This window comes from Pseudomonas quasicaspiana (assembly GCF_021147825.1).
Taxonomy (GTDB): domain Bacteria; phylum Pseudomonadota; class Gammaproteobacteria; order Pseudomonadales; family Pseudomonadaceae; genus Aquipseudomonas; species Aquipseudomonas quasicaspiana.
On the sequence record NZ_JAGTPI010000028.1, the window covers coordinates 49,952 to 72,157 of the forward strand.

General features: G+C 58.2%; 20 protein-coding genes. 4 read left to right on the forward strand and 16 right to left on the reverse strand.

What is annotated here, in order from left to right:
* Positions 1–167: 167 nt before the first annotated feature.
* The 4 genes from KDX30_RS16940 to KDX30_RS16955 form a co-directional block, all read right to left on the reverse strand.
* The gene (locus KDX30_RS16940) at positions 168–1,553 is read right to left on the reverse strand and encodes a M16 family metallopeptidase (RefSeq protein ID WP_231676983.1); all 1,386 of its coding nucleotides are present in this window, start codon (positions 1,551–1,553) and stop codon (positions 168–170) included.
* Between the two features lie 72 nt (positions 1,554–1,625).
* Positions 1,626–3,278, reverse strand: a complete 1,653-nt coding sequence (locus KDX30_RS16945) for a Na/Pi cotransporter family protein (protein WP_027900027.1) — start codon at positions 3,276–3,278, stop codon at positions 1,626–1,628.
* Positions 3,279–4,087: 809 nt separating this feature from the next.
* Positions 4,088–4,855, reverse strand: a complete 768-nt coding sequence (locus tag KDX30_RS16950) for a TerC family protein (protein ID WP_099270301.1) — start codon at positions 4,853–4,855, stop codon at positions 4,088–4,090.
* 87 nt (positions 4,856–4,942) lie between these two features.
* Positions 4,943–6,250: a CitMHS family transporter gene (locus KDX30_RS16955; protein WP_099270300.1), complete on the reverse strand. Its 1,308-nt coding sequence runs from the start codon at positions 6,248–6,250 to the stop codon at positions 4,943–4,945.
* A 329-nt stretch (positions 6,251–6,579) separates the two neighbouring features.
* Between KDX30_RS16955 and KDX30_RS16960 the strand changes: the two genes are divergently transcribed.
* On the forward strand, positions 6,580–6,981 hold the full coding sequence (locus KDX30_RS16960) for a GFA family protein (protein WP_122396632.1): 402 nt from the start codon (positions 6,580–6,582) through the stop codon (positions 6,979–6,981).
* Between the two features lie 150 nt (positions 6,982–7,131).
* Here KDX30_RS16960 and KDX30_RS16965 read toward each other — a convergent pair whose 3' ends face one another.
* The 6 genes from KDX30_RS16965 to exbB all read right to left on the reverse strand — a co-directional run bounded on the left by KDX30_RS16965 (position 7,132) and on the right by exbB (position 13,868).
* Positions 7,132–8,529, reverse strand: a complete 1,398-nt coding sequence (locus KDX30_RS16965; RefSeq protein WP_231676984.1) for an aminoacyl-tRNA deacylase and HDOD domain-containing protein — start codon at positions 8,527–8,529, stop codon at positions 7,132–7,134.
* Positions 8,530–8,616: 87 nt separating this feature from the next.
* On the reverse strand, positions 8,617–10,692 hold the full coding sequence (gene recG / locus KDX30_RS16970; RefSeq protein ID WP_027900032.1) for an ATP-dependent DNA helicase RecG: 2,076 nt from the start codon (positions 10,690–10,692) through the stop codon (positions 8,617–8,619).
* A gap of 8 nt (positions 10,693–10,700) precedes the next feature.
* Entirely contained in the window at positions 10,701–11,624 is a 924-nt protein-coding gene (locus KDX30_RS16975; protein ID WP_027900033.1) for a hydrogen peroxide-inducible genes activator, read from the reverse strand.
* Positions 11,625–11,715: 91 nt separating this feature from the next.
* Positions 11,716–12,459, reverse strand: coding sequence for an energy transducer TonB (locus KDX30_RS16980; protein WP_027900034.1), 744 nt, complete (start codon positions 12,457–12,459; stop codon positions 11,716–11,718).
* Positions 12,456–12,881: a TonB system transport protein ExbD gene (gene exbD / locus KDX30_RS16985; protein ID WP_027900035.1), complete on the reverse strand. Its 426-nt coding sequence runs from the start codon at positions 12,879–12,881 to the stop codon at positions 12,456–12,458. The genes KDX30_RS16980 and exbD overlap by 4 nt, the downstream gene beginning before the upstream one ends.
* Before the next feature lie 3 nt (positions 12,882–12,884).
* On the reverse strand, positions 12,885–13,868 hold the full coding sequence (exbB, locus tag KDX30_RS16990) for a tonB-system energizer ExbB (protein WP_231676985.1): 984 nt from the start codon (positions 13,866–13,868) through the stop codon (positions 12,885–12,887).
* Between the two features lie 217 nt (positions 13,869–14,085).
* On the opposite strand from exbB, the gene KDX30_RS16995 reads away from it, so the two are divergent.
* Positions 14,086–14,940, forward strand: coding sequence for an NAD-dependent epimerase/dehydratase family protein (locus tag KDX30_RS16995; RefSeq protein ID WP_231676986.1), 855 nt, complete (start codon positions 14,086–14,088; stop codon positions 14,938–14,940).
* Between the two features lie 102 nt (positions 14,941–15,042).
* Here KDX30_RS16995 and KDX30_RS17000 read toward each other — a convergent pair whose 3' ends face one another.
* From KDX30_RS17000 to KDX30_RS17025, 6 genes are all read right to left on the reverse strand, one after another.
* Positions 15,043–15,777 carry a hypothetical protein gene (locus KDX30_RS17000; protein WP_231676987.1) on the reverse strand — a complete coding sequence of 245 codons (735 nt, stop codon included), beginning with the start codon at positions 15,775–15,777 and terminating at the stop codon, positions 15,043–15,045.
* 52 nt (positions 15,778–15,829) lie between these two features.
* Positions 15,830–16,210, reverse strand: coding sequence for a RidA family protein (locus KDX30_RS17005; protein ID WP_122705183.1), 381 nt, complete (start codon positions 16,208–16,210; stop codon positions 15,830–15,832).
* A gap of 24 nt (positions 16,211–16,234) precedes the next feature.
* Positions 16,235–18,340 carry a bifunctional GTP diphosphokinase/guanosine-3',5'-bis pyrophosphate 3'-pyrophosphohydrolase gene (gene spoT, locus KDX30_RS17010; protein ID WP_099270295.1) on the reverse strand — a complete coding sequence of 702 codons (2,106 nt, stop codon included), beginning with the start codon at positions 18,338–18,340 and terminating at the stop codon, positions 16,235–16,237.
* A 60-nt stretch (positions 18,341–18,400) separates the two neighbouring features.
* The gene (gene rpoZ, locus KDX30_RS17015) at positions 18,401–18,664 is read right to left on the reverse strand and encodes a DNA-directed RNA polymerase subunit omega (protein WP_002551500.1); all 264 of its coding nucleotides are present in this window, start codon (positions 18,662–18,664) and stop codon (positions 18,401–18,403) included.
* A gap of 147 nt (positions 18,665–18,811) precedes the next feature.
* A complete protein-coding gene (gene gmk, locus KDX30_RS17020; protein ID WP_027900041.1) occupies positions 18,812–19,432 on the reverse strand; it encodes a guanylate kinase in 621 nt (206 codons plus the stop codon).
* 13 nt (positions 19,433–19,445) lie between these two features.
* Entirely contained in the window at positions 19,446–20,309 is an 864-nt protein-coding gene (locus KDX30_RS17025) for a YicC/YloC family endoribonuclease (protein ID WP_099270293.1), read from the reverse strand.
* Between the two features lie 286 nt (positions 20,310–20,595).
* Between KDX30_RS17025 and rph the strand changes: the two genes are divergently transcribed.
* Together rph and KDX30_RS17035 are read left to right on the forward strand one after the other, a co-directional pair.
* The gene (rph, locus tag KDX30_RS17030) at positions 20,596–21,318 is read left to right on the forward strand and encodes a ribonuclease PH (RefSeq protein ID WP_027900043.1); all 723 of its coding nucleotides are present in this window, start codon (positions 20,596–20,598) and stop codon (positions 21,316–21,318) included.
* 25 nt (positions 21,319–21,343) lie between these two features.
* The gene (locus KDX30_RS17035) at positions 21,344–21,712 is read left to right on the forward strand and encodes a DUF4870 domain-containing protein (protein ID WP_027900044.1); all 369 of its coding nucleotides are present in this window, start codon (positions 21,344–21,346) and stop codon (positions 21,710–21,712) included.
* The last annotated feature ends 494 nt before the right edge of the window (positions 21,713–22,206 follow it).

Genomic DNA, 22,206 nt, shown 5'->3' on the forward strand with positions numbered 1-22,206 from the left:
ATTCACTTGATGGTGTGGAAAAAGGGTCAGCAGGATAACAGCGCTGCCAGTGAATTCATTGAATGATTGAGAGTTAAACGCCGCCCTCTGTAGGAGCTGCCGAAGGCTGCGAAAGCGGTCTTCTGGGAAAACGCATTCGCAGCCTTCGGCAGCTCCTACAAATATGATCATCGGCGTTTACGGCGATAGCTGTTAACGCGCCATCCCACCAGCAACACCAGTAAGCCCACCACTGCCGTCGTCAGCCAGAACGCACTGTCGTAACTCAGCAACGACTGCTCGGTGCGCCAATAACTCTTCTGCTTGAGCAATTCGCGCAGCGCGCGATTGGCGCTGTCGAGGCTGACGGCTTTGTAACGCTTGACCGGATCAGCAAACCGGCCTTTCTCGTAATCGTTGAGCGCGCCCCAGTAATAGTCCGCCAGGGCGCTATTGCCCTGCACGGCCCAGGCCTGTTTGGCGATGGTGGCTTGTTTGATCCGGGCGAATGCCGCCGGATCCAGGCCGTCCACTTGCAGACGGTCGAGCATTGCGCGGACGTATTCCTTGGCTTGATCAACGTCGTCACGCTCAAGGTCGGCATTCAGACTCATGAAGCCCGTGCCGCCGAAGACCTCCCGGTCGACCCACGGACCGTAAGACAAACCGTGCTTGAGGCGCAGGTCGCTGTAGAGCGCCCATTCAAGGTAGTCGCTGACGAGCTCCAGCGTTTCATCATGCTGATCGTCCAGCAGCGGCTCGTTGAATATCAGATGCAGCCGCGCAGCGTCGCCCAGCGTTCCACGAATCAAGGTACGGTCTTTTTCAGCCGCGTCATTGGGCTCGGCCAACGGAGGATGGTCGATGGGATCAAGCGCATCGAGCTCACCGAACGTACGCTCCAGATAGCTCGGCAACAGCCGGTCCAGATCGCCGACCACGATCAGCGTCATGTTGTTCGGCGCATACCAGGAGCTGAACACCTCTTGAACCTGATCCAGTGTGATGTGATCGACCTGAGGGCGCTCGGCGCACTTGAGGCCCATCTCCACCGCCAACTGGCTGCTGGCGTTGTGACCCAGATCCTTGCGATCCAGCCAGCGTTGCAGGTGCGAGTAATGGCCGCCATCTTCGCGCTCGACGATACGTTTGACGGTATCCAGATCGGGCTGATCGAAGTGGGTCTTGGTCAGCACGTCCAGCAGCAGGTCCAGCACCTTGCGCTGATTCTGCGCCGGAGCCTCGATCACGAATGTGGTGTCGGTGTTGCTGGTGAACGCATTCCAGTCGCCACCCAGCGCCTGCATGCGCTCTTCCAGCCCTCCTTCACCCGCATCGTCGATACCGCTGAACAGCAAATGCTCCAGCAAATGCGGCAGCTCTTTGTCTTCACACGGGAAGTCATCGAAACCAATGCCGACCACCAATCGAATGGCCACGTGGCCTTTTTCATAGCCCGGCTTGAGCAGCAGTTGCAAACCGTTGGGCAGCATATAGCCCTCGACCTGAAAACGGTCGAGAGCGGAGGAAGGCAGTGCGATCAGAAACAGACAAGCGAACAGCAGGCAACGCATAAAACATTGCTTCCTTGCGGATCGGTATGTCTAACAGACTTCGATGTGCCCGGTACGTTCACATCACCACTTTTACGCGGGCTGCTCTGGCTCGCTTTCGCTGGACAATGCGCCGGTGTCGGCGGTTTCCAGCACGGCGTAGGCGCTGCTGCAAAACAGGGAGTTGAGGCGTTTCATGTCGGCAATCAGTTCAAGGTGCAGCGAACTGGTTTCAAGGCTCTGCACCACTTTGCGTTGCAGGCGACTGACGTGGGCATGGGCCAGGCGACGCTCCTGAGCGCGGAAGCGGCGCTTTTCACGTAGCAACTGGCGAGCGCTTTCCGGATCACCGCTGAGGAACACCGACAAACCCAGACGCAGGTTGGCCAGCAACTGCGATTGCAGGCCCGCCAGCTCTTCCAGGCCGACCTCGGAGAAGGAGCGACGCTGGGAGGTTTTCTGCTGCTGGATTTTGCGCAGCATGCGTTCGATCAATCCGGCAGCCAGTTCCAGGTTGATGGTCAGCTCGATGATTTCCGCCCAGCGCCGATTGTCCTGCTCACCGAGGTCCTCCCGGGGCATCTGCGCCAGATAAAGCTTGATCGCGCTGTACAGCGCTTCGACGTCATCGTTGAGGCGACGCATTTCCTGAGTCATGGACGTTTGCGTACCGCGCAGGACTTCCAGCATCGAGCCGAGCATGCCTTCAATCAGGTCACCCATGCGCAGGGTTTCCCGCACGGCATTCGCCAACGCAAGGCTAGGCGTAGACAGGGCTGTCAGGTCCAGATGGCGCGGCTTGGCCAGCCCGTTGACCTCGGGACGCTCCGGCAAGATGACCGAACACAGCCGCGCCATCGGGCCGACGGTGGGCAGCATGATCAGACAGCGGGCGGTGTTGTAGACCAGGTGGAAGCCAATGACCATGTCTTGCGGGCTGAAGCCCAGGCTGTCGATCCAGCGTACGAGTGGGTCGAGCACCGGAATGACCAGCAGCAGGCCAAACAATTTGTACAGCAAGCTGCCCAAGGCCACTTGGCGACCGGCAACGTTCTGCATGCTGGTGCTCAGGAAGGCCAGCATGCCACTGCCGATGTTGGCGCCGATCACAAGGCCGATAGCCACCGGCAAGCTGATGATTTCAGCGCCTGCCAGCGTTGCGGTCAGCAGCACGGCGGCCAGACTGGAGTAGGAAATCATCGCGAACAGCGCGCCCACCAGCGCATCCAGCAACAAATCGCCGGTGAGCGAAGCAAACAGTACTTTCACGCCAGCGTTTTGAGTAATCGGGGCGGCGGCGGCGACGATCAGTTGCAGCGCCAGCACAATCAGCCCAAGGCCAATGGCAACGCGCCCCATCTGACCTAGACGGGTCTGCTTGCGAGACAGAAAGAACACTACGCCCAGGAAAATCAGCAGCGGCGACAGCCAGGATAAATCGAACGTCAGGATGCGCGACATCAAGGCCGTGCCGACATCCGCGCCCAGCATGATTGCCAGGGCAGGCGTCAGCGCCATGAGGCCCTGACCGACAAATGAAGTCACCAGCATGGCGGTGGCGTTGCTGCTCTGCACAACCGCGGTCACCAGAATGCCGGCGATAAACGCCAGCGGACGCTTGGACATGTTCTGACTGATGACCTGACGCAACTGCGCGCCGTACACGCGCAAAATGCCGGTACGAACAATGTGAGTGCCCCAGATCAGCAAGGCCACGGCCGAAAGCAAATCGAGCAGGGTCAGCATACGGAAAGCCCCCTGAAGTGTGCCCATACGGGCAATGAATTGAAGGTGCAGCGAATGTCGCGCTTGCCAGGCCTTACTAACCTTTAGTCGGCCTTTGACTTAAATGCCAACAATGATTGGCATCCAGCCATTGAAACAAATATGTAATAAATCAGCCATCTACATTTGCGTGCAAGGAAACACGATCCCTGTGGGAGCGAATTCATTCGCGATAGGCCGGTATATCCGATGGATATTTATCATCTGTAATCGCCCCTTCGCGAATGAATTCGCTCCCACCAGAACCGCATTTACCCTGCACGAACTGCGATTGCAGGCAAAAAAAGAACGCGATCCCTGTGGGAGCGAATTCATTCGCGATAGGCCGATATATCCGATGGATATTTATCATCTGTAATCGCCCCTTCGCGAATGAATTCGCTCCCACCAGAACCGCATTTACAATGCACGAACTGCGATTGCAGGCAAAAAAAGAACGCGATCCCTGTGGGAGCGAATTCATTCGCGATAGGCCGGTATATCCGATGGATATTTATCATCTGTAATTGCCCCTTCGCGAATGAATTCGCTCCACCAGAACCGCATTTACACTGCACGAACTGCGATTGCAGGCAAAAAAAGAACACGATCCCTGTGGGAGCGAATTCATTCGCGATAGGCCGGTACATCCGATGGATATTTATCATCTGTAATCGCCCCTTCGCGAATGAATTCGCTCCCACCAGAACCGCATTTACACTGCACGAACTGCGATTGCAGGCAAAAAAAGGGGCGCATCAGTGCGCCCCTTTTTTCAGTGACACACCGGCTTACTGGCCCGGAACGTCCTTACGCAGTTTTACAGGGTCGCTTTGCGCCTTCTTCTTCGCATGCGCAACGCGCATTTTGATGTTGATCGCTTCAACAGCAAGCGAGAACGCCATAGCGAAGTACACGTAGCCTTTAGGCACATGCACGTCGAACGCTTCGGCGATCAATACGGTACCGACAACGATCAGGAACGACAGCGCCAGCATCTTCAACGATGGGTGCTTCTCGATGAAGTCGCTGATGGTGCCTGCGCACAACATCATCACCAGAACGGCAACCACGATGGCCGCAACCATGACCGGCACGTGGGACACCATGCCGACAGCAGTGATCACTGAGTCCAGCGAGAACACGATGTCGATGATCGCAATCTGGATGATGGTGTAGATGAACTTGCCACCTTTGCCACCCGGCTCGTCTGTCGACTCTTCTTCGCCTTCCAGACCGTGGTAGATCTCTTGCGAGCTTTTCCACAGCAGGAACAGACCACCGAAGAACAGGATCAGGTCGCGACCCGAAATCCCCTGGCCCATGACGACGAACAGGTCAGCGGTAAGACGCATGACCCATGTGATCGACAGCAGCAACAGTATGCGCGTGACCATGGCCAGCGCCAGACCGAAAATCCGGGTGCGCGCCTGCATATGCTTGGGCATGCGGCTGACCAGAATCGAGATCATGATGATGTTGTCGATGCCCAGGACGATTTCCAGGGCAGTCAGGGTAAAGAAAGCAATCCATATTTCAGGATTGGTCAGCCATTCCATTTTGTAATCCTTTGAGCGTTTAAACTTTTGCGGCCCAGACCCGACGATGAAGACCGGGGCATGGGCCGCAAAACAAGTGAGCCGACTTTATAGACTGCTGTAGAAAGGAAAGATCCCCATCAGCAAAGCGGCGACCATTATGCACAGGCAAACCAGAACTGCCCACTTCAAGGTGAAGCGCTGGTGATCACCAAATTCGATACCGGCCAGAGCTACCAGCAGGTAAGTCGAAGGAACCAGCGGGCTGAGCAAGTGAACCGGCTGACCGACGATGGAGGCACGGGCCATTTCCACCGGCGAAATACCGTAGTGAGCAGCCGCTTCAGTCAGTACCGGCAACACGCCAAAGTAGAACGCGTCGTTGGACATGAAGAAGGTGAACGGCATGCTGACCAGAGCAGTAATGACCGCAAGGTACGGGCCCATTGCGTCCGGAATCACTGCCAACAGGCTCTTGGACATGGCATCAACCATGCCGGTGCCGGTCAGAATGCCGGTAAAGATACCTGCGGCGAAAATCAGGCCGACCACTGACAGCACGCTACCAGCGTGAGCTGCCACACGATCTTTCTGATCCTGCATGTTCGGGTAGTTGATGATCATCGCGATACTGAACGCAATCATGAACAGGACTGGCAGCGGCAACACGCTCATGATCAGAGAGATCATCAGCAACAGAGTCAGCGCACCGTTGAACCAGATCATCTTCGGACGACGGGCATCCGGAAACTGCGAAACACTGATTTCGCTGTGATCGGCTTCATCGCCCTGCAGATGGAGCTCGCCCAAGCGAGCGCGCTCACGCTTGCCATAGAAGTAGGCGATCAACAGAAGTGCAACCACACCGGCGAACATGGCAGGAATCATCGGTACGAAAATATCGGATGCTTCCACATGCAGCGCACTGGCTGCGCGGGCGGTCGGCCCACCCCATGGGGTCATGTTCATGATGCCGCCTGCCAGAATGATCAGGCCGGCCATGATCCGCGGGCTCATGCCGATACGGCTGTAGAGCGGCAGCATGGCTGCGACGCAGATCATGTAGGTCGTTGCGCCGTCACCGTCCAGAGAAACCACCAGTGCCAGCACCGCAGTGCCCACCGATACTTTCATCGGGTCGCCTTTGACCCACCTCAGAATCTGACGCACGGCCGGGTCGAACAGACCCGAGTCGATCATCAAGGCGAAGTACAGAATGGCGAACATCAGCATGACGCCGGTTGGCGCAAGCTTGGTGATACCAGCCAGCATCATCGGGCCGATTTCGGTAGCGAAACCGCCGAAGATGGCGAACAGGATCGGCACCAGAATCAGGGCAATCAGCGCGGAAAGGCGCTTGCTCATGATCAGGTACATGAAAGCAATGACCATGGCAAAGCCGAGGAAGGTCAACATAGTAAATACTCCAGGCGGTACGCGATTGGCTAAGGCGAAAGGCTAATCAGCTCAAAAAGAGCGGCGCAGGGAGTGGGGGCGAAAGCGGGGAATGCAGCAAGGCACTAGAGCACATCAGGGTCACCATTTGTTGTTGTTAACTGGGCCTTAGTACGTTGTGAAACGCACATGTGGCTGACCGGTCTGTTGCCGGCGGTGAGCTGATCCTAATCGGCCAAGCTTTCATTCAGCTTTCGCCGCTGAAACCTTTGAGCGTTAGTTTTTAATGACGAATGCGAGCCTGAACGGTCAGAACTCCATCAGCACGTCTAGCACAAGGGAAAAGGGATATGGGCCAGATCACTACCGGCGGATGCCATTGCGGCAACCTGCGTTATCAGTTCGATGCGCCACTGCAAGACATCGCTCACTGTCACTGTTCCATATGCCGTCGCACGTCGGGCGGCATTGTCATGACCTGGATTTCAGTGCCGGTCAGTTCGTTCGAATGGACCGAGGGCAGCCCCGCGACCTACGACTCCGGCCCGACCTGTGTGCGCTACTTCTGCAATAACTGCGGGGCGCAACTGGCTCTGCTCTCGCGCAACAGCCCGGAAGAGATAGACGTCACCGTCGCCACCTTCGATCAACCCGAGCTGGCACCTGCGGACCGCCATATCTGGACGGACAATCGCCTGCCGTGGCTGCACCTGGATGAGCAGTTGCCTGGGGAGGCGGAGGAGACAGTTTGACAAGAACCTGTTGGAGCAATACTCAATATTGAGCGTGTAAGGTGAATATTAACTGTAGGAGCGCGCTTGCCCGCGATAGCGTCAGGTCAGTCGACGAAGATGTCAGCTGACTGTCCGGGTCGGTCGCAGGCAAGCGCGCTCCTACAGGAATCAGCTAGAAAACTGCGAAGCCAGTTCCCGTAGCAGCACTTCGGCTTCAAGCACCTTGCGCACTGACTCTTCTGCTTTTTCGCGGCTCAGGCTCAAGCGGGCGAACAGCTCGTCGGGGATATCTTCCTTGGGACCCGAACCGATGCCGTTCTGGCGTAGCAGACGTACCGAAAGATAAACCAGGTTGGCGTAGGCGCTGTGCTCTCCGTCATAAGTTGGGTCGTGCTGGAAGCGCAGGGCTGTGCATAACTCATCCGGCATGTCCCAGTAGCGCATCAACCAAGAGCCCATCTGCTCACGGCTGATCCCCAGCAAATGTTGCTCCACAAAGCTGTGATGCAAGTGCGGGTTAACTTCGAGCTGGCGGCAGATCAGCGAGAAATGCGGCGGGAACACGTGGGCCAGCAGTAAATAACCGAAGTTATGCAGCAGACCCGCCAGGTACGTCAGGCCCGCTTCCGGGCGTTGCGCGCGAGGCATCGCACGGGTCAGGCCCTCAATGACAGCGGCGGTATAAATCGACTGCTGCCAGTAAGGCGTGGTCTGTTGCGGGTGGTCCTTGGGCAGACTGAGGGTTTTGCCCAACGCCAGGCCCAGCGCCAGATTGATGACCAGATCAAACCCGAGCACGCGCACGATGGCGTCTTCAACCGAGCGGATCTTGCCGGTCGACGCGTAGTAAGGCGATGCCGCCCAGCTCACGACTTGAGCAGCCAGCGCCGGATCGGTCTCGACAACGCCGGTAATGTCATCAATGGTCGCATCGGGATCGACCCGCAGCTTGATGATCTTCTGCGCGGTTTCGGCCAGCGGCGGGATTTCCAGGGTCGCTTCCAGACGCTGCTGGATACGGCGCGCCGTGAAGGCTTGCATGGCCTGAGTAATTTCTTCGCGATCATCATCAGGACGATCGAGGTTGGGATGAATAGTGCTCAGCAGCTCACCAAAATGAGCGGCGCTGGCCTTGTTCAACATGGTCTTGAAGTCGTCGCTGCTGATTTCCAGCAAGACGCCGGGCTCACCCGAGCCTATCAGCACCGAAGGCTCTTGCAGCAAACGATCATCGTACAGGCACGGCGAGCTGGTCAGGGCAGGCAAGCCCGGCAGCACTTGCAGGCTGTGCTTGGCCAGCATCTTCAGCATGCGCGAGTGCGGCACGGCCACCAGCTTGCGACCGGTCAGCTCAGTGATGCGGCTGAGGTCCAGCAATTGGCTTTGCGGGAAAAGGATCAGAAGTGCGCCAACGGCATCCTCGACCAGGACGGCCTGGACTCTTCGTGCTGCTGGCAGGTGCGGGGATTCATCGACCTCGCGGTAGCTGATCGCTAGTTTGCCAAGCAACTGCCGAATGACGGACGGGGCGTGAGGCGCTTCATCGACGTGGGCAACTTCTGTCATGACGGGTATCCAATTTCCTACAGTCGCTGAAGTATAACCAGCTTGGATGTTTCCGGTGTGATGCGATCATCAAAGCGACGATTTGCATCACACCTGGCCGTATTGCTGGCCGTGACGTAACCAGCGCTCCAGGAGCGGGCTGACATGTTGCGGCCAGCGTTCGATCAGGGCTTGAGCCGCATCACGTACGGCAGGCAACAGGTCTGCGTCGCGCATCAGGTCGGCCACTTTGAATTGCAGCAGCCCGGTTTGCCGGGTGCCCAGCATCTCGCCGGGGCCGCGCAATTCCAGATCCTTCTCGGCAATCACGAAACCATCATTGGTTTCACGCATGATGCCCAACCGCTGGCGGCCTATTTGCGAAAGCGGAGGATGGTAAAGCAGCACGCAATGGCTGACGGCGCTGCCACGTCCGACCCGGCCGCGCAGCTGGTGCAGTTGAGCCAGCCCCAGTCGTTCAGGGTTCTCAATGATCATCAGGCTGGCATTGGGCACGTCCACGCCAACCTCAATCACGGTCGTCGCCACCAGTAATTGCAGCGCACCCTGCTTGAACTCGGCCATGACAGCAGCCTTTTCAGCCGGCTTCATGCGTCCGTGAATCAAGCCAACGCGGAATTCACCCAATGCACTGGTCAACTCTTCGAAGGACGTTTCCGCCGCCTGACACGTCAGCTCTTCGGACTCTTCGATCAATGTGCAGACCCAATAAGTCTGCCGACCTTCGGCACAGGCCGCACGCACGCGCTCAATCACTTCGATGCGCCGGGAGTCGACCACCAGCACTGTGTTGACCGGGGTACGTCCGGGCGGCAGCTCATCAAGGATTGACGTATCCAGATCCGCGTAGGCGCTCATCGCCAGCGTGCGTGGAATCGGTGTGGCGGTCATGATCAACTGGTGCGGACACATCAGGCCACCAACGCCTTTCTTGCGCAGGGCCAGACGTTGCTGCACACCGAAGCGGTGCTGCTCGTCGATAATCACCAAGGCGAGATTCTTGAAATGCACTTCGTCCTGGAACAGCGCATGAGTGCCGACCACCATGGGCGTGCCGCCCGCGATCTGCTCCAGCGAGCTGACCCGAGCTTTGCCCTTGAGCTTGCCCGCCAGCCAGGCAGTTTCAATGCCCAGTGGTTCCAGCCAGCGCTTGAAGTTGATGTAGTGCTGCTCGGCAAGAATCTCGGTCGGTGCCATCAGCGCGACCTGGTAACCAGCCTCCAGCGCCTGAAGCGCGGCCAGGGCAGCAACCACGGTTTTGCCCGCGCCCACATCGCCCTGAATCAAACGCAGCATGGGCTCCGGCTGACTCAAATCGTAGGCCACTTCCTTGCCAACACGCTGCTGGGCTCCGGTGGGCGGGAAGCCAAGATTAGCGAGAAACTGCTTCGGAAGCTTCTTGGCCAGCGGCAACGCCGGAGCACGCTGCGAACGCAGGCTTTCGCGTAAACGCTGTTGGGAAAGCTGATGGGTCAGCAGCTCTTCAAACGCCAACCGATGCTGGGCCCAGTGATGGCCGAGGGCGAGCTCTTCAACATCGGCGTCTGCAGGCGGATGGTGCAGATAGCGAATCGCATCATCCAGCGGCGCAAGCTGATAATCCCGGGCGAGCTCCTCAGGCAGCCAGTCGGGCAGACTTTTCGGCCCAAGCAGGGTCAGCGTTTGCTGGCTCAACTGGCGCAAGCGCTGCTGAGTCAGGCCTTCGGTCGTGGGGTAGATCGGCGTGAGCGTTTGCTCCACGGGCGCGGGTTCGCTGCCGGTCAGCGCACGGTATTCCGGGTGATAGATTTCCAGACCTGATGCGCCGGGCCGGGCCTCACCGAAACAGCGGATGTGGGTGCCGCGCTTGAGCGCATCTTTCTGCGCGTTACTGAAGTGATAAAACCTGAGGCTCAGGCTTCCGGTGCCATCGTTCAGACGCACCAGCAGACTGCGCCGCTTGCCCATCACCACATCAGCGCCGCTGACCGTTCCTTCAATCACCGCGTCCTGGCCGGGACGCAACTGACCGATAGGCACAACACGGGTGCGGTCCTGATAGCGCAGCGGCAAGTGAAACAGTACGTCCTGCAGATTTTCCAGACCGACCTTGGCGAGCTTCTCGGCCATGGCCTCGCCGACACCCTTCAGCGCGGTGACCGAGACTTGAGACAACTCGCTCATGGGACCACTCAGCTCGCTTGGGTTTTCGGACGTGCCACCGAGCACAGACGCACGGAGTCAGCGAGGATCTCGATCGCCTTGGGCCGCGGGAAGCTGGCGCGCCAGGCAATCGCTACTGTGCGGAACGGAACCGGTGGCGTCAGCGGACGCACTTCTATTACGCCAGGCGCGTAGTGATGGCTGTCCACCGCCGACATCGGCAGGATCGAAATCCCCAGACCAGAAGCAACCATGTGGCGAATGGTTTCCAGGGAGCTGGATTCCACCGTCGTGTGCTTGGCACCTTCGCTGCCCTTGGTCAGGGTCGGGCAAGCCTCAAGGACCTGATCACGGAAGCAATGACCTTCGCCCAGCAGCAACAGGCTCTTGTCGTTGAGCGCCGAAGCGTCGATGGTTTCTTTCTGAGTCCATGGGTGATCTGCAGGCATCAGGACGTAGAACGGCTCGTCATAAAGCTGCATGGTCAGCACGTCGGCTTCATTGAACGGCAGGGCGATGATGATCGCATCCAGCTCACCGTTACGCAGTTTGTCGCGCAGCACGTGAGTGAAGTTTTCTTCGATATACAACGGCATTTGCGGGGCGACCCGGTGCAGTTGCGGAATCAAATGCGGGAACAGGTAAGGGCCGACGGTGTAGATCGCACCGACTTTGAGTGGCGCGGTCAGCTGGTTCTTGCCAGCCTGGGCCAACTCACGGATGCCTTGGGCTTGTTCCAGAACCTTTTGTGCCTGAGCGACGATGCCTTCACCCACGGGGGTCAGACGCACGGCACTCTTGCTGCGCTCAAAAATAAGCACACCCAGTTCATCTTCAAGCTTTTTGACGCCCACCGACAATGTCGGCTGACTGACGTGACAGCGTTCAGCAGCGTGGCCGAAGTGCTGTTCCTGAGCGAGGGTAACGATGTAGCGCAATTCTGTGAGAGTCATAACGTGCGTCCATGAAGTTGCGGCCCCAGCATAGCGGCTGCAATCGATAGACGCACGTTATCAAGTAACTGCGTTGTATCAAAATTACGAGTTAACGCCGATCAAGTGAATAAACGAACGGCGCCAGGATCTCGATAGTGCCGTTGTTCAGCGTTTCCGCTGGCGGTTTAGGCAATGGCTGGGCACGACGGATCATCTCCATGGTGGCCCTGTCCAGCGATGGACTGCCTGAACTGCCTGCAATCGAATACGACAGCACGTTGCCATCGGCATCAACCACAAAGCGCAGACGAGCGACCCCTTGCATGCCGCGACGTCGAGCGTCTTCCGGGTACTTCTTGAACTTGGCCAGATGCTTCAACAAATCACCCTGCCAGGTTGGCAGCGCATTGCTTGGCGGTGCTGGCTGACTGGGTGGCGTTGGCGCAGCCGATTTCTCGACCTTGGCTGTCGTTGGCGGTGTATCGACCTGCTTCTCGTCGGCTGGTAAATCCTTCGGAGGCTCAGGCTTTTTCACCGGCTTTGGCGGCTGAGGTTTTGGCTTCGGCTTGACCACCGGCTTGGGCACAGCAATCTCTGCCTTTTCGACTTCAGCCACCTTGGGAATGATTTCTTCCTCGGGGGCTGGAGGTTGAGGCGGCTGAACCACTTGCGGTGGCGGCGGCGGGGCCGGTTCTGGCTCAGGTGCCAACTCCACCATCATGGCCGCCGGCGGCAACTCGATGGCCTGGGATGCAGGCCATCGGAGTGCGACCACGATCGCGATGGCATGCACGGCCAGCACCAACAACAGACTACCGCTATAGCGCGTCAGTTTTTGGCGCGTACTGATCATTTCTTACCAACCGTCTCGAGACCGACCAGACCGACTTTGAGGTAGCCCGCAGAGCGCAGGGCATTCATCACTTCCATCAGGTCACCGTAATCCACGCCTTTATCGGCCTGGAAGAAGATCGTGGTGTCCTTTTTGCCCTTGGTTCGGGCGTCGAGGATCTGACCCAACTGCTCAGGAGCGACTTTGTCGTCGCCCAGGTACAAACTCTGATCGGCCTTGACGCTAAGGAAGACCGGCTTCTCGGGCCGGGGCTGCGGTTTGGCGGTCGAGGCGGGCAGGTCGACTTTGATATCAACCGTCGCCAAAGGCGCTGCCACCATGAAGATGATCAACAGGACCAACATGACGTCGATGAACGGCGTTACGTTGATTTCGTGGTTTTCGGCGAGATCGTCGTCGCCTTCTTTCAGATGCATGCCCAAGGTTTAGCCCACCTTGACCATGTGTGGCGACTGAGTACGGTCGGCAGTTGGCTGGTGATCGAGATCACGGCTGACCAACAGCAGAACCTGTGCCGACGCATCGGAAACCTGTGCTTTGTAACCGGCGATGGAGCGAGCGAAGACGTTGTAGATAACAACCGCAGGAATCGCAGCGACCAGACCCAGTGCCGTCGCCAGCAGAGCCTCGGCAATACCCGGCGCAACGACAGCAAGGTTGGTGGTCTGGGTTTTGGCAATACCGATGAAGCTGTTCATGATGCCCCACACGGTACCGAACAGACCTACGAACGGCGCAGTCGAACCGATGGTGGCCAGAACGCCGGTGCCCATGCTCATGTTACGGCCGCACGCAGCAACCAGACGCTCGAGGCGGAAGCTCACACGTTCTTTAATGCCTTCACGCTCGCGGCTGTTCACCGACAAGCGCATCTCTTCCATGGCGTCATGGACGAGCAGGTTGGCCAGCGTACCTTCCTTGGCAGCGCTTTCGCTGGCTTCGGACAGGGTGCGGGCCTTTTTCAGGTTGGCGATCTCGGTGCGCAGACGACGCTTGGCACCCAGCAATTCGAAACCCTTGGCGATCCAGATAGTCCAGGTAATGATCGACGCAATCGCCAGTCCGATCATTACGGCCTTAACGATGATGTCTGCGTTCTGGTACATGCCCCAAGGCGACAGGTCGTGGGACATGCCGAGGCTGTTATCCTCGGGCTCGACAATCGCGGGGCCTTCAACCGGCGCCGCGCCTTCCTGAGCAACCGGTGCAGTGGTTTGCGACGACGGCGCAGTGGTCGTCGCTGGAGCAGTTGCTGGCGCCGGGGCGGCGGCTGGATTAGCGGGAGCAGCCTGACCAGCGAAAGCAGCAGGTGCAAGCATCAGGCTCAGCAGCAGTGCTGCGATACCACGCCATGCACGCGGCAGGCTGGGTAGCTGGGTTGGCGAAGCGGAGGAGGTAGTACGTGTCATGCTGGCCGGACCTGAGTAAAGAAGAAGGTGGGTCGCTCTGCTACGTCGCGCTATGCGTTCGACGTCAGGAGGAGAACAAACGGGCCGGTATTATTGCAAGTAATTCTTGTTAACAAAAGTAATAGAGTATCTTTTTTTCCATCATACGCATCTGGCGGGTCAGCTTTGGCCCATGTTTCGTGGCCGTCTGACCCGCCTTGTTTGTAGGGAGTTCATCATGTCTACACCTTCTGTCCTGATCGCTGGCTGCGGCGATATTGGAAGTCGTCTGGCCACGCAGCTGCTGTCTTCAGGCTGGGTGGTTCATGGCCTGCGGCGCACTACTGCCCTGCTGCCCGATGGCGTGAACGGCGTGGCTGGCGACCTGTTCAGCCCGACCATTCCTGCCACCTGGCCCAACACGGCCATCGACTATCTGGTGTATTGCGCCACGCCCACCGAGCGTGATGAGACCGGCTATCGGGCCGCGTATGTCGAAGGCCAGCAGCGGGCGCTTCAGTGGTTGAAAGAGCGAGGCCAGCAGCCAAAACGGATCATTTTTGTGTCCAGCAGCGGTGTTTATGGCCAGCAAAACGGGGAGTGGGTTGACGAAACATCGCCAACGGAAGCCGACACCTTCTCGGGCAAAATCATGCTGGAGGCAGAGCAAGTGGCGCTGAACAGCGGCTTGCCGGCGAGCATCGTGCGCCTGACCGGCATTTACGGCCCCGGCCGCAATGACCTGTCGAATCGGGTGCGCCAGGGTTACAGCGTGGCAATCGACCCGCCTTTATATGGCAACCGGATACACGCCGACGACGCCGCGGGATTGTTGGCTTTGCTGCTGAAGGCAGACGCTCAGGGTGTCGCGCTTGAGGATTGCTATATTGGCGTGGACGATGCGCCCGTACCGCTGGCCGAAGTCGTGCAGTGGATCCGCGAGTATCTGGGCGTGACGCATTGGGCCGAAGGCGCCGCCGTGCGCCGGGCGGGCAGCAAACGATGCAGTAATGCGAGAGCTAAAGCACTGGGCTGGGTGCCGAGGTATCCGACTTATAAGGAAGGGTATGAGGTGTTACTGAAGGCTGATTAAACGAAAATCTTGTAGGAGCTGCCGAAGGCTGCGAAATCAGTATGCCTGACACACCATTATTCGCAGCCTTCGGCAGCTCCTACAGAAAAACCGTGTTGCTGATCAATTCAACTCAAGCAACCAGCGGCGCGGGCCTGGGCGGAGCTCTGGCATCTGGTCAGCTTCTGCGGCATTGACGGCCTGGAAAATCTCCAGCTGCTTGCCTTTGCGGGAGAAGATCCACGGGTTGCCCTGCTCATTCTTTTCCAGCCACATGCTGTCGTACTCGCCGCTCATGGCTGCGCAATCGCCAGCCAGGCACAACGCGTAACGGTCATTATCCGGCAAGCCCTGGATGCTGCCATCCGGCTTGAATTCCACGGTATTGCCCTGGCCATCGCCATTGACGATGGTCCATTTTCCGCCCATGTAGGCGTTGTACAGCGCAGCTTCGAAACTGGCACCAGTCGGCGCACCTTCGGCAGCAGGGGTTTTCGGCTTTTCGAAGCGCTGCTCAGGACCTGACTCGCTGGCCGCTTGAACCAGTTCGTCGCCCTTGACCTGCAGGTCTTCGACAAAGTTGTAATAGTCGATGCGCAACTTGCCGTCGGCGGCGCTGGTGATTTTACCTTCGCCCACTTCAAAGCCGTTGGAGTACAAGGCCTGGCTGGTTTTGGTATCGATCTGCCATTCCAGATTCGGGCCGTTGGCAAGCAGTGCCTGGCGCAGGTTGTCGCCTTTTACGGCGGCTTCGATAGCCGCTTGATTGATCCACGTGCCGTCAGGATTGCGGTCGGCGTGGCTGGCACAGCCGCTCAAAAAAACGGCCGTCAGCGAGAGGGCAAGCGCGAAGCGCATAACAGGTCCTTCCTTAATCAGCTGCAGCGGGGCTGCGAGCCCCGCGGGAGTGTTATTCGATGACGAGAATCGCGTCCATCTCGACCTGCGAACCACGCGGCAATGCGGCAACACCAATGGCGGCGCGGGCCGGGTATGGCTGCTCGAAGTATTTGCCCATGATTTCGTTGACCGTGGCGAAGTTGCTCAGGTCGGTCAGGAAGATGTTCAGCTTGACGATATCCTTGAACGAACCGCCCGCAGCTTCGGCAACCGACTTCAGATTTTCAAAGACCTGGACGACCTGGGCTTCGATGCCTTCAACCAGTTCCATGGTTTTAGGGTCGAGTGGAATTTGCCCGGACATGTAGACGGTATTGCCAGCTTTGATCGCCTGAGAGTAAGGGCCGATGGCCGCAGGGGCTTTGTCGCTGGTGATTACGGTCTTGGTCATGAAGAACTCCTGTTGAATGATTGGCTACGCACGCATGCGGGTAATTCGAATGACCCCGGCCAAGGCACGCAGTTTTCGGATGACTCGGGCCAGATGCACACGGTCATGCACGCTGACCACCAGCTGGACGACGCTGATACGGCCATCGCGCTCGTCCATGCTAATTTTCTCGATGTTGCCGTCGGCCGCGTTGACGCTGCTGGCCAGCAGGGCGATCAAGCCGCGCTGATGCTCCAGCTCGACGCGCAATTCGACATTGAATTCGCCGGTAACGTCCTTGGCCCAGGACAGCTGAATGCACTTTTCCGGGTTATGGCGGATTTCACTGATATTGCGGCAGTTGTCCAGGTGAACAACCATGCCTTTGCCCGCCGATAGATGACCCACAATCGGGTCGCCCGGGATCGGCGTGCAGCACTTGGCGTAACTGAGCACCAGGCCTTCTGTGCCACGAATCGCCAGCGGGCCTTCGGTGCCAGGCAACTGATCGCCTTCGCCCAGCAGTCGACGAGCGACCACGTACGCCATACGATTGCCGAGGCCGATATCTTCGAGGAGGTCTTCAATGACCTCGACCCGGTATTCGGCCAGCACCGGCTGAACGCGCTCGGCGGGGATTTTTTCCAGACTGCTTTCGAAGCCGTTCAACACCTTGTTAAGCAGACGCTCGCCCAGGCTGATGGACTCGGAGCGACGCTGCAGCTTGAGTGCGTGACGAATGTGCGTTCGCGCCTTGCCGGTGACCACGAAGTTCAGCCAGGCAGGATTCGGACGGGCGCCCGGCGCGCTGACAATCTCCACAGTCGAGCCGCTCTGCAAGGGTTCAGACAGCGGCGCCAGTCGACGATTGATCCGACACGCGATGCAGCTGTTGCCCACATCAGTGTGGACGGCATAAGCAAAGTCGACCGCCGTGGAGCCTTTAGGCAGCTCCATGATCCGGCCTTTAGGCGTGAAGACATAGACCTCGTCCGGGAACAGGTCGATCTTCACGCTCTCGATGAATTCCAGAGAGTTGCCGGCGCGCTGCTGCATTTCCAGCACGCCCTTTACCCACTGACGAGCACGGGCGTGGGTGCCCTTGGGCACTTCGTCATCCGAGGATTTGTACAGCCAGTGCGCAGCGATCCCGTTGTTGGCCATCTCTTCCATTTCACGGGTGCGGATCTGGATTTCAATGGGCACGCCATGCATGCCGAACAACGTGGTGTGCAACGACTGATAGCCGTTGGCCTTGGGGATCGCGATGTAATCCTTGAAGCGGCCGGGCAGGGGCTTGTACAAATTATGTACAGCGCCCAGCACGCGGTAGCAGGTGTCGACCTTGTCGACGATGATGCGGAACGCGTAGACATCCATGATTTCATTGAAGGCGCGACGCTTGCCGCGCATCTTCTTGTAGATGCCGTACAGGTGTTTCTGCCGCCCGCTGACTTCGCCTTCGATTTCATCCACCGCCAGGCAATGGCTCAGGGAATCTTCGATCTTGTTGACCAGCTCTTTGCGATTGCCCCGGGCGCGCTTGACCGCTTGGCCAATCCGCGAGGAGCGCATCGGATACATTGCCTTGAAGCCGAGGTCTTCGAATTCGATACGGATGCTGTGCATACCCAGCCGATTGGCGATGGGCGCATAGATTTCCAGGGTTTCCTTGGCAATGCGTCGGCGTTTTTCCCCGGACAACACTTCAAGCGTGCGCATGTTATGCAGGCGGTCAGCGAGCTTGACCAAGATCACGCGAATATCGCGCGCCATGGCCATGGCCATTTTCTGGAAGTTTTCAGCCTGGGCTTCGGCTTTGGTCTCGAAATTCATCTGGGTCAGCTTGCTGACCCCGTCGACCAATTCAGCCACGGTCTCGCCGAACTGCGCGCAAAGCGCCTCTTTGGCTATACCGGTGTCTTCAATGACGTCATGCAGCATGGCAGCCATCAGGCTTTGATGGTCCATGTGCATATCGGCAAGAATGTTCGCCACCGCAAGAGGATGCGTGACGTAAGCTTCACCGCTGCGACGGCGCTGGCCGTCGTGGGCTTGCTCGGCGTAGAAATACGCGCGGCGGACCAGATTTACCTGTTCCTTGCCGAGATAGGTCGAAATACGATCGGCGAGGGCGTCTATGCTCGGCAAGGCGCTACCCCCTGCCAATGACTTTTACCCTGCGCCGTACTACGTCGACACGGCATAGGCTTAGACGGCCTCGTTGGACTCGTCTTCGAACGCCGCGAACAATGGTTCATCTTCAACGATTTCAGCTTCTGCGATTACAGCGTAATCCATCAGGCCGGCTGCGATTTCGCGCAGTGCCATAACGGTAGGCTTGTCATTTTCCCACGCCAGCTTTGGTTCTTTGCCGCCGGTAGCCAGTTGACGGGCACGCTTTGTAGAGAGCATGACCAGCTCAAAGCGGTTATCCACGTGTTCTAGGCAGTCTTCAACGGTTACGCGGGCCATGGGTATTCCTCGTAGCAAATGCGGATGCGCGATGCCCGGATGGGCGAGCGGACTCGGTAGTTTACAAGCTGCAAGCCATAAGCTTCAAGCGCCAAGCCACGAGCGGTATTATTTAGCTCGCCGCCCGTGGCGCTCAAACCCCCTGTTTCAGGCCAGTAATTGCTCAAGCAGACCGCTGAAACGCTGCTGCTGATGGGTCTGCGTCAGAAGGTTGGCCCGGAAAATCGCTTTGAGATCTTCCAGCGCCGAGGCGAAATCATCGTTGATCACGATGTAGTCGTATTCGGCGTAATGGCTCATTTCGCTGACCGCTTCACGCATCCGACCCTCAATGATCTCGTCGCTGTCCGTCCCACGATTGGTCAGGCGCTGACGCAGTGCCTGCTGGGTTGGCGGCAAAATGAAGATCGAGCGCGCATCAGGCATGACCTTGCGTACCTGCTCGGCACCCTGCCAGTCGATTTCCAGAATCAGGTCATGACCTTCGTCCAGGGTCTGCTGCAAGCGGCTCTGGGACGTGCCGTACATATTGCCGAAAACTTCCGCCTGCTCGAGAAAATCACCGTGCTCGATCATGCGCACAAATTCAGCGCGATCAACAAAGTGATAGTTCACGCCGTCGACTTCGCCCGGACGCATGGCCCGGGTGGTGTGCGAAACGGAAACCCGAATCTGCGGCTGCGCGTTGACCAGGGCGTTGACCAGACTGGTCTTGCCTGCACCCGAGGGTGCGGAAACGATGTAGAGGGTGCCGGTGCTGTGTGTCATGTCGAAATTAGCCTTACTCAATATTCTGGACTTGTTCGCGCATCTGCTCGATCAACACTTTGAGGTTGACCGCAGCCTGGGTACTGCGCGGATCGAAAGCTTTGGAGCCGAGGGTATTGGCCTCGCGGTTGAGTTCCTGCATCAGAAAATCCAGCCGGCGCCCAGCCTGACCGCCTGCCTTGAGCACGCGACGCACTTCCGTGACGTGGGTGTTGAGGCGATCGAGTTCTTCGGCCACATCGCTTTTCTGGGCCAGCAGAACCATTTCCTGCTCAAGGCGCTGCGGATCAAGCTCGGCCTTCATGTCGGCGAAGCGATCCAGCACCTTCTGACGCTGGGTCGCCAGCATCTGCGGCACCAGACTTTTCAGGGTCGAAACCTCGGTAGTGATAGAGTCCAGACGCTCGTTGAGCAGCTTGGCCAGATCGGCACCTTCGCGACCGCGACCGTTTTTCAACTCGGCCAAGGCCTCATTAAACAGCGTCAGGGCTTCTTTGTTGAGGGCTTGCGGGTCAACAGCATCACCCACCAGAACGCCAGGCCAGGCCAGTACTTCCAGGGGATTCAAGGCAGCAGGCTGCTTGATCAGGCTGGCAACGATTTCCGCCGCAGCAACCAACTGACCGGCGCGTTCGCGATCAACCTGCAGCGGCTTGCCAGCGGTTTCTTCAACGAAACGCAGCGTGCATTCCACCTTGCCGCGGGACAGGCCCTGGCGTAGCGCTTCACGGATGGCACTTTCCAGGTCGCGAAAGGACTCCGGCAGACGCAGATGGGGCTCCAGATAGCGATGATTCACCGAGCGTAGCTCCCAGCTCAGTGTGCCCTGAGTACTGGCCCGTTCGACCCGGGCAAAAGCCGTCATGCTGTGGACCATGGGAATACCTCTGTAATTCGGTGAACAGAATAGGCCGCGATCCGCGATGACTGGATGTCACGAAAAAACGGCAGTCTGTAAAGGCGCAGGATTGTAGCGCAGTGCGACCCCTGCCCCCAATCCACTAATGCGACATGCGATGCATGGCATTTGCTCAACCGGGCAAACGCCTGAATCAGAGCCCTGCCAGCCCAACGGTTTGGTATCCAATGGTTTTAGATGTGCCCAGCGCCGACTTGCGCCTCTATAATGCTCGGCAGTTTTCCGTCTCAGTACAGGTATCCAGATGAAACGTCCAAGTGGTCGCGCCGCCGATCAGCTCCGCTCGATCCGCATCACCCGCAACTACACCAAGCACGCCGAGGGTTCTGTGCTGGTCGAGTTCGGTGACACCAAAGTGATCTGCACGGTCAGCGTCGAAAATGGCGTACCTCGCTTCCTCAAAGGCCAGGGCCAAGGCTGGTTGACCGCAGAATACGGCATGCTGCCACGCGCAACCGGCGAGCGTAACCAGCGCGAAGCCAGCCGTGGCAAACAAGGCGGCCGCACCCTGGAAATCCAGCGCTTGATCGGTCGCTCACTGCGCGCCGCACTGGACATGTCCAAGCTGGGCGACGTTACGCTGTACGTCGATTGCGATGTCATCCAGGCTGATGGCGGCACCCGCACAGCGTCCATCACTGGCGCCATGGTCGCCCTGGTTGATGCGCTGAAAGTAATCAAGAAACGTGGCGGCCTCAAAGGCGGCGACCCGCTCAAGCAAATGATCGCCGCCGTTTCGGTTGGCATGTATCAGGGCGAGCCAGTTCTTGACCTGGACTATCTTGAAGACTCAGCAGCCGAGACTGACCTCAACGTGGTCATGACCAGCTCGGGCGGCTTCATTGAGGTTCAGGGCACTGCCGAAGGCGCTCCGTTCCAGCCTGAAGAGCTCAACGCCATGCTGGCATTGGCGCAAAAAGGCATGACCGAACTGTTCGAACTGCAGACCGCAGCACTGGCCGACTGATCAAAGCAGCCAGCAGGAGACGAATATGAGTGACAGCCAAATGCCCGTTCCAGCACCCAGCTCGGAAGCTCGCCAATGGGCGATGTTCTGTCACTTTGCTGCGTTCCTCGGCATGATCTTCCCGTTCGGCAACCTGCTGGGCCCGCTGATTCTGTGGCAGCTCAAGAAGGATTCCGATCCGTTCATTGATGCTCACGGCAAGGAAGCACTGAATTTTCAGATCACGGTTTCGCTAGCCATAGTCGCGTGCTTCTTTCTGATGCTGCTGGTCATCGGCTTCGCGCTGATAGGCCTCGTAGGCGTCGGCGCACTGGTGCTGACGATCATTGCCGGCATCAAGGCGAATGAAGGCGTGGCGTATCGGTATCCGTTTACATGGCGGTTGATCAAGTAGGCCTCGCGCCCACCCTGTGGGACCGAATTCAGTCGGGAAGGCGATGTTTTCTGACGATGCACATGCAGTGGATGTACCGACGTCTTCGCGAATGAATTCGCTCCCACCGGGATTGCGGGTCCCGACCCAAACAAAAAAGCCGACACGAAGTCGGTTTTTTTGCGGGCGATGGATGTAACGGTATTCGCCTACATCGCGGCTGACCAAGTAGGCCTCGCGCCCACCCTGTGGGACCGAATTCATTCGGGAAGGCGATGTTTCTGACGATGCACATGCAGTGGATGTACCGACGTCTTCGCGAATGAATTCGCTCCCACCGGGATTGCGGGTCCCGACCCAAACGAAAAAGCCGACACCAAGTCGGCTTTTTTGTGGGTGGTGGATGTAACGGTATCCGCCTACATCGCGGCTGACCAAGTAGGCCTCGCGCCCACCCTGTGGGACCGAATTCATTCGGGAAGGCGATGTTTCTGACGATGCACATGCAGTGGATG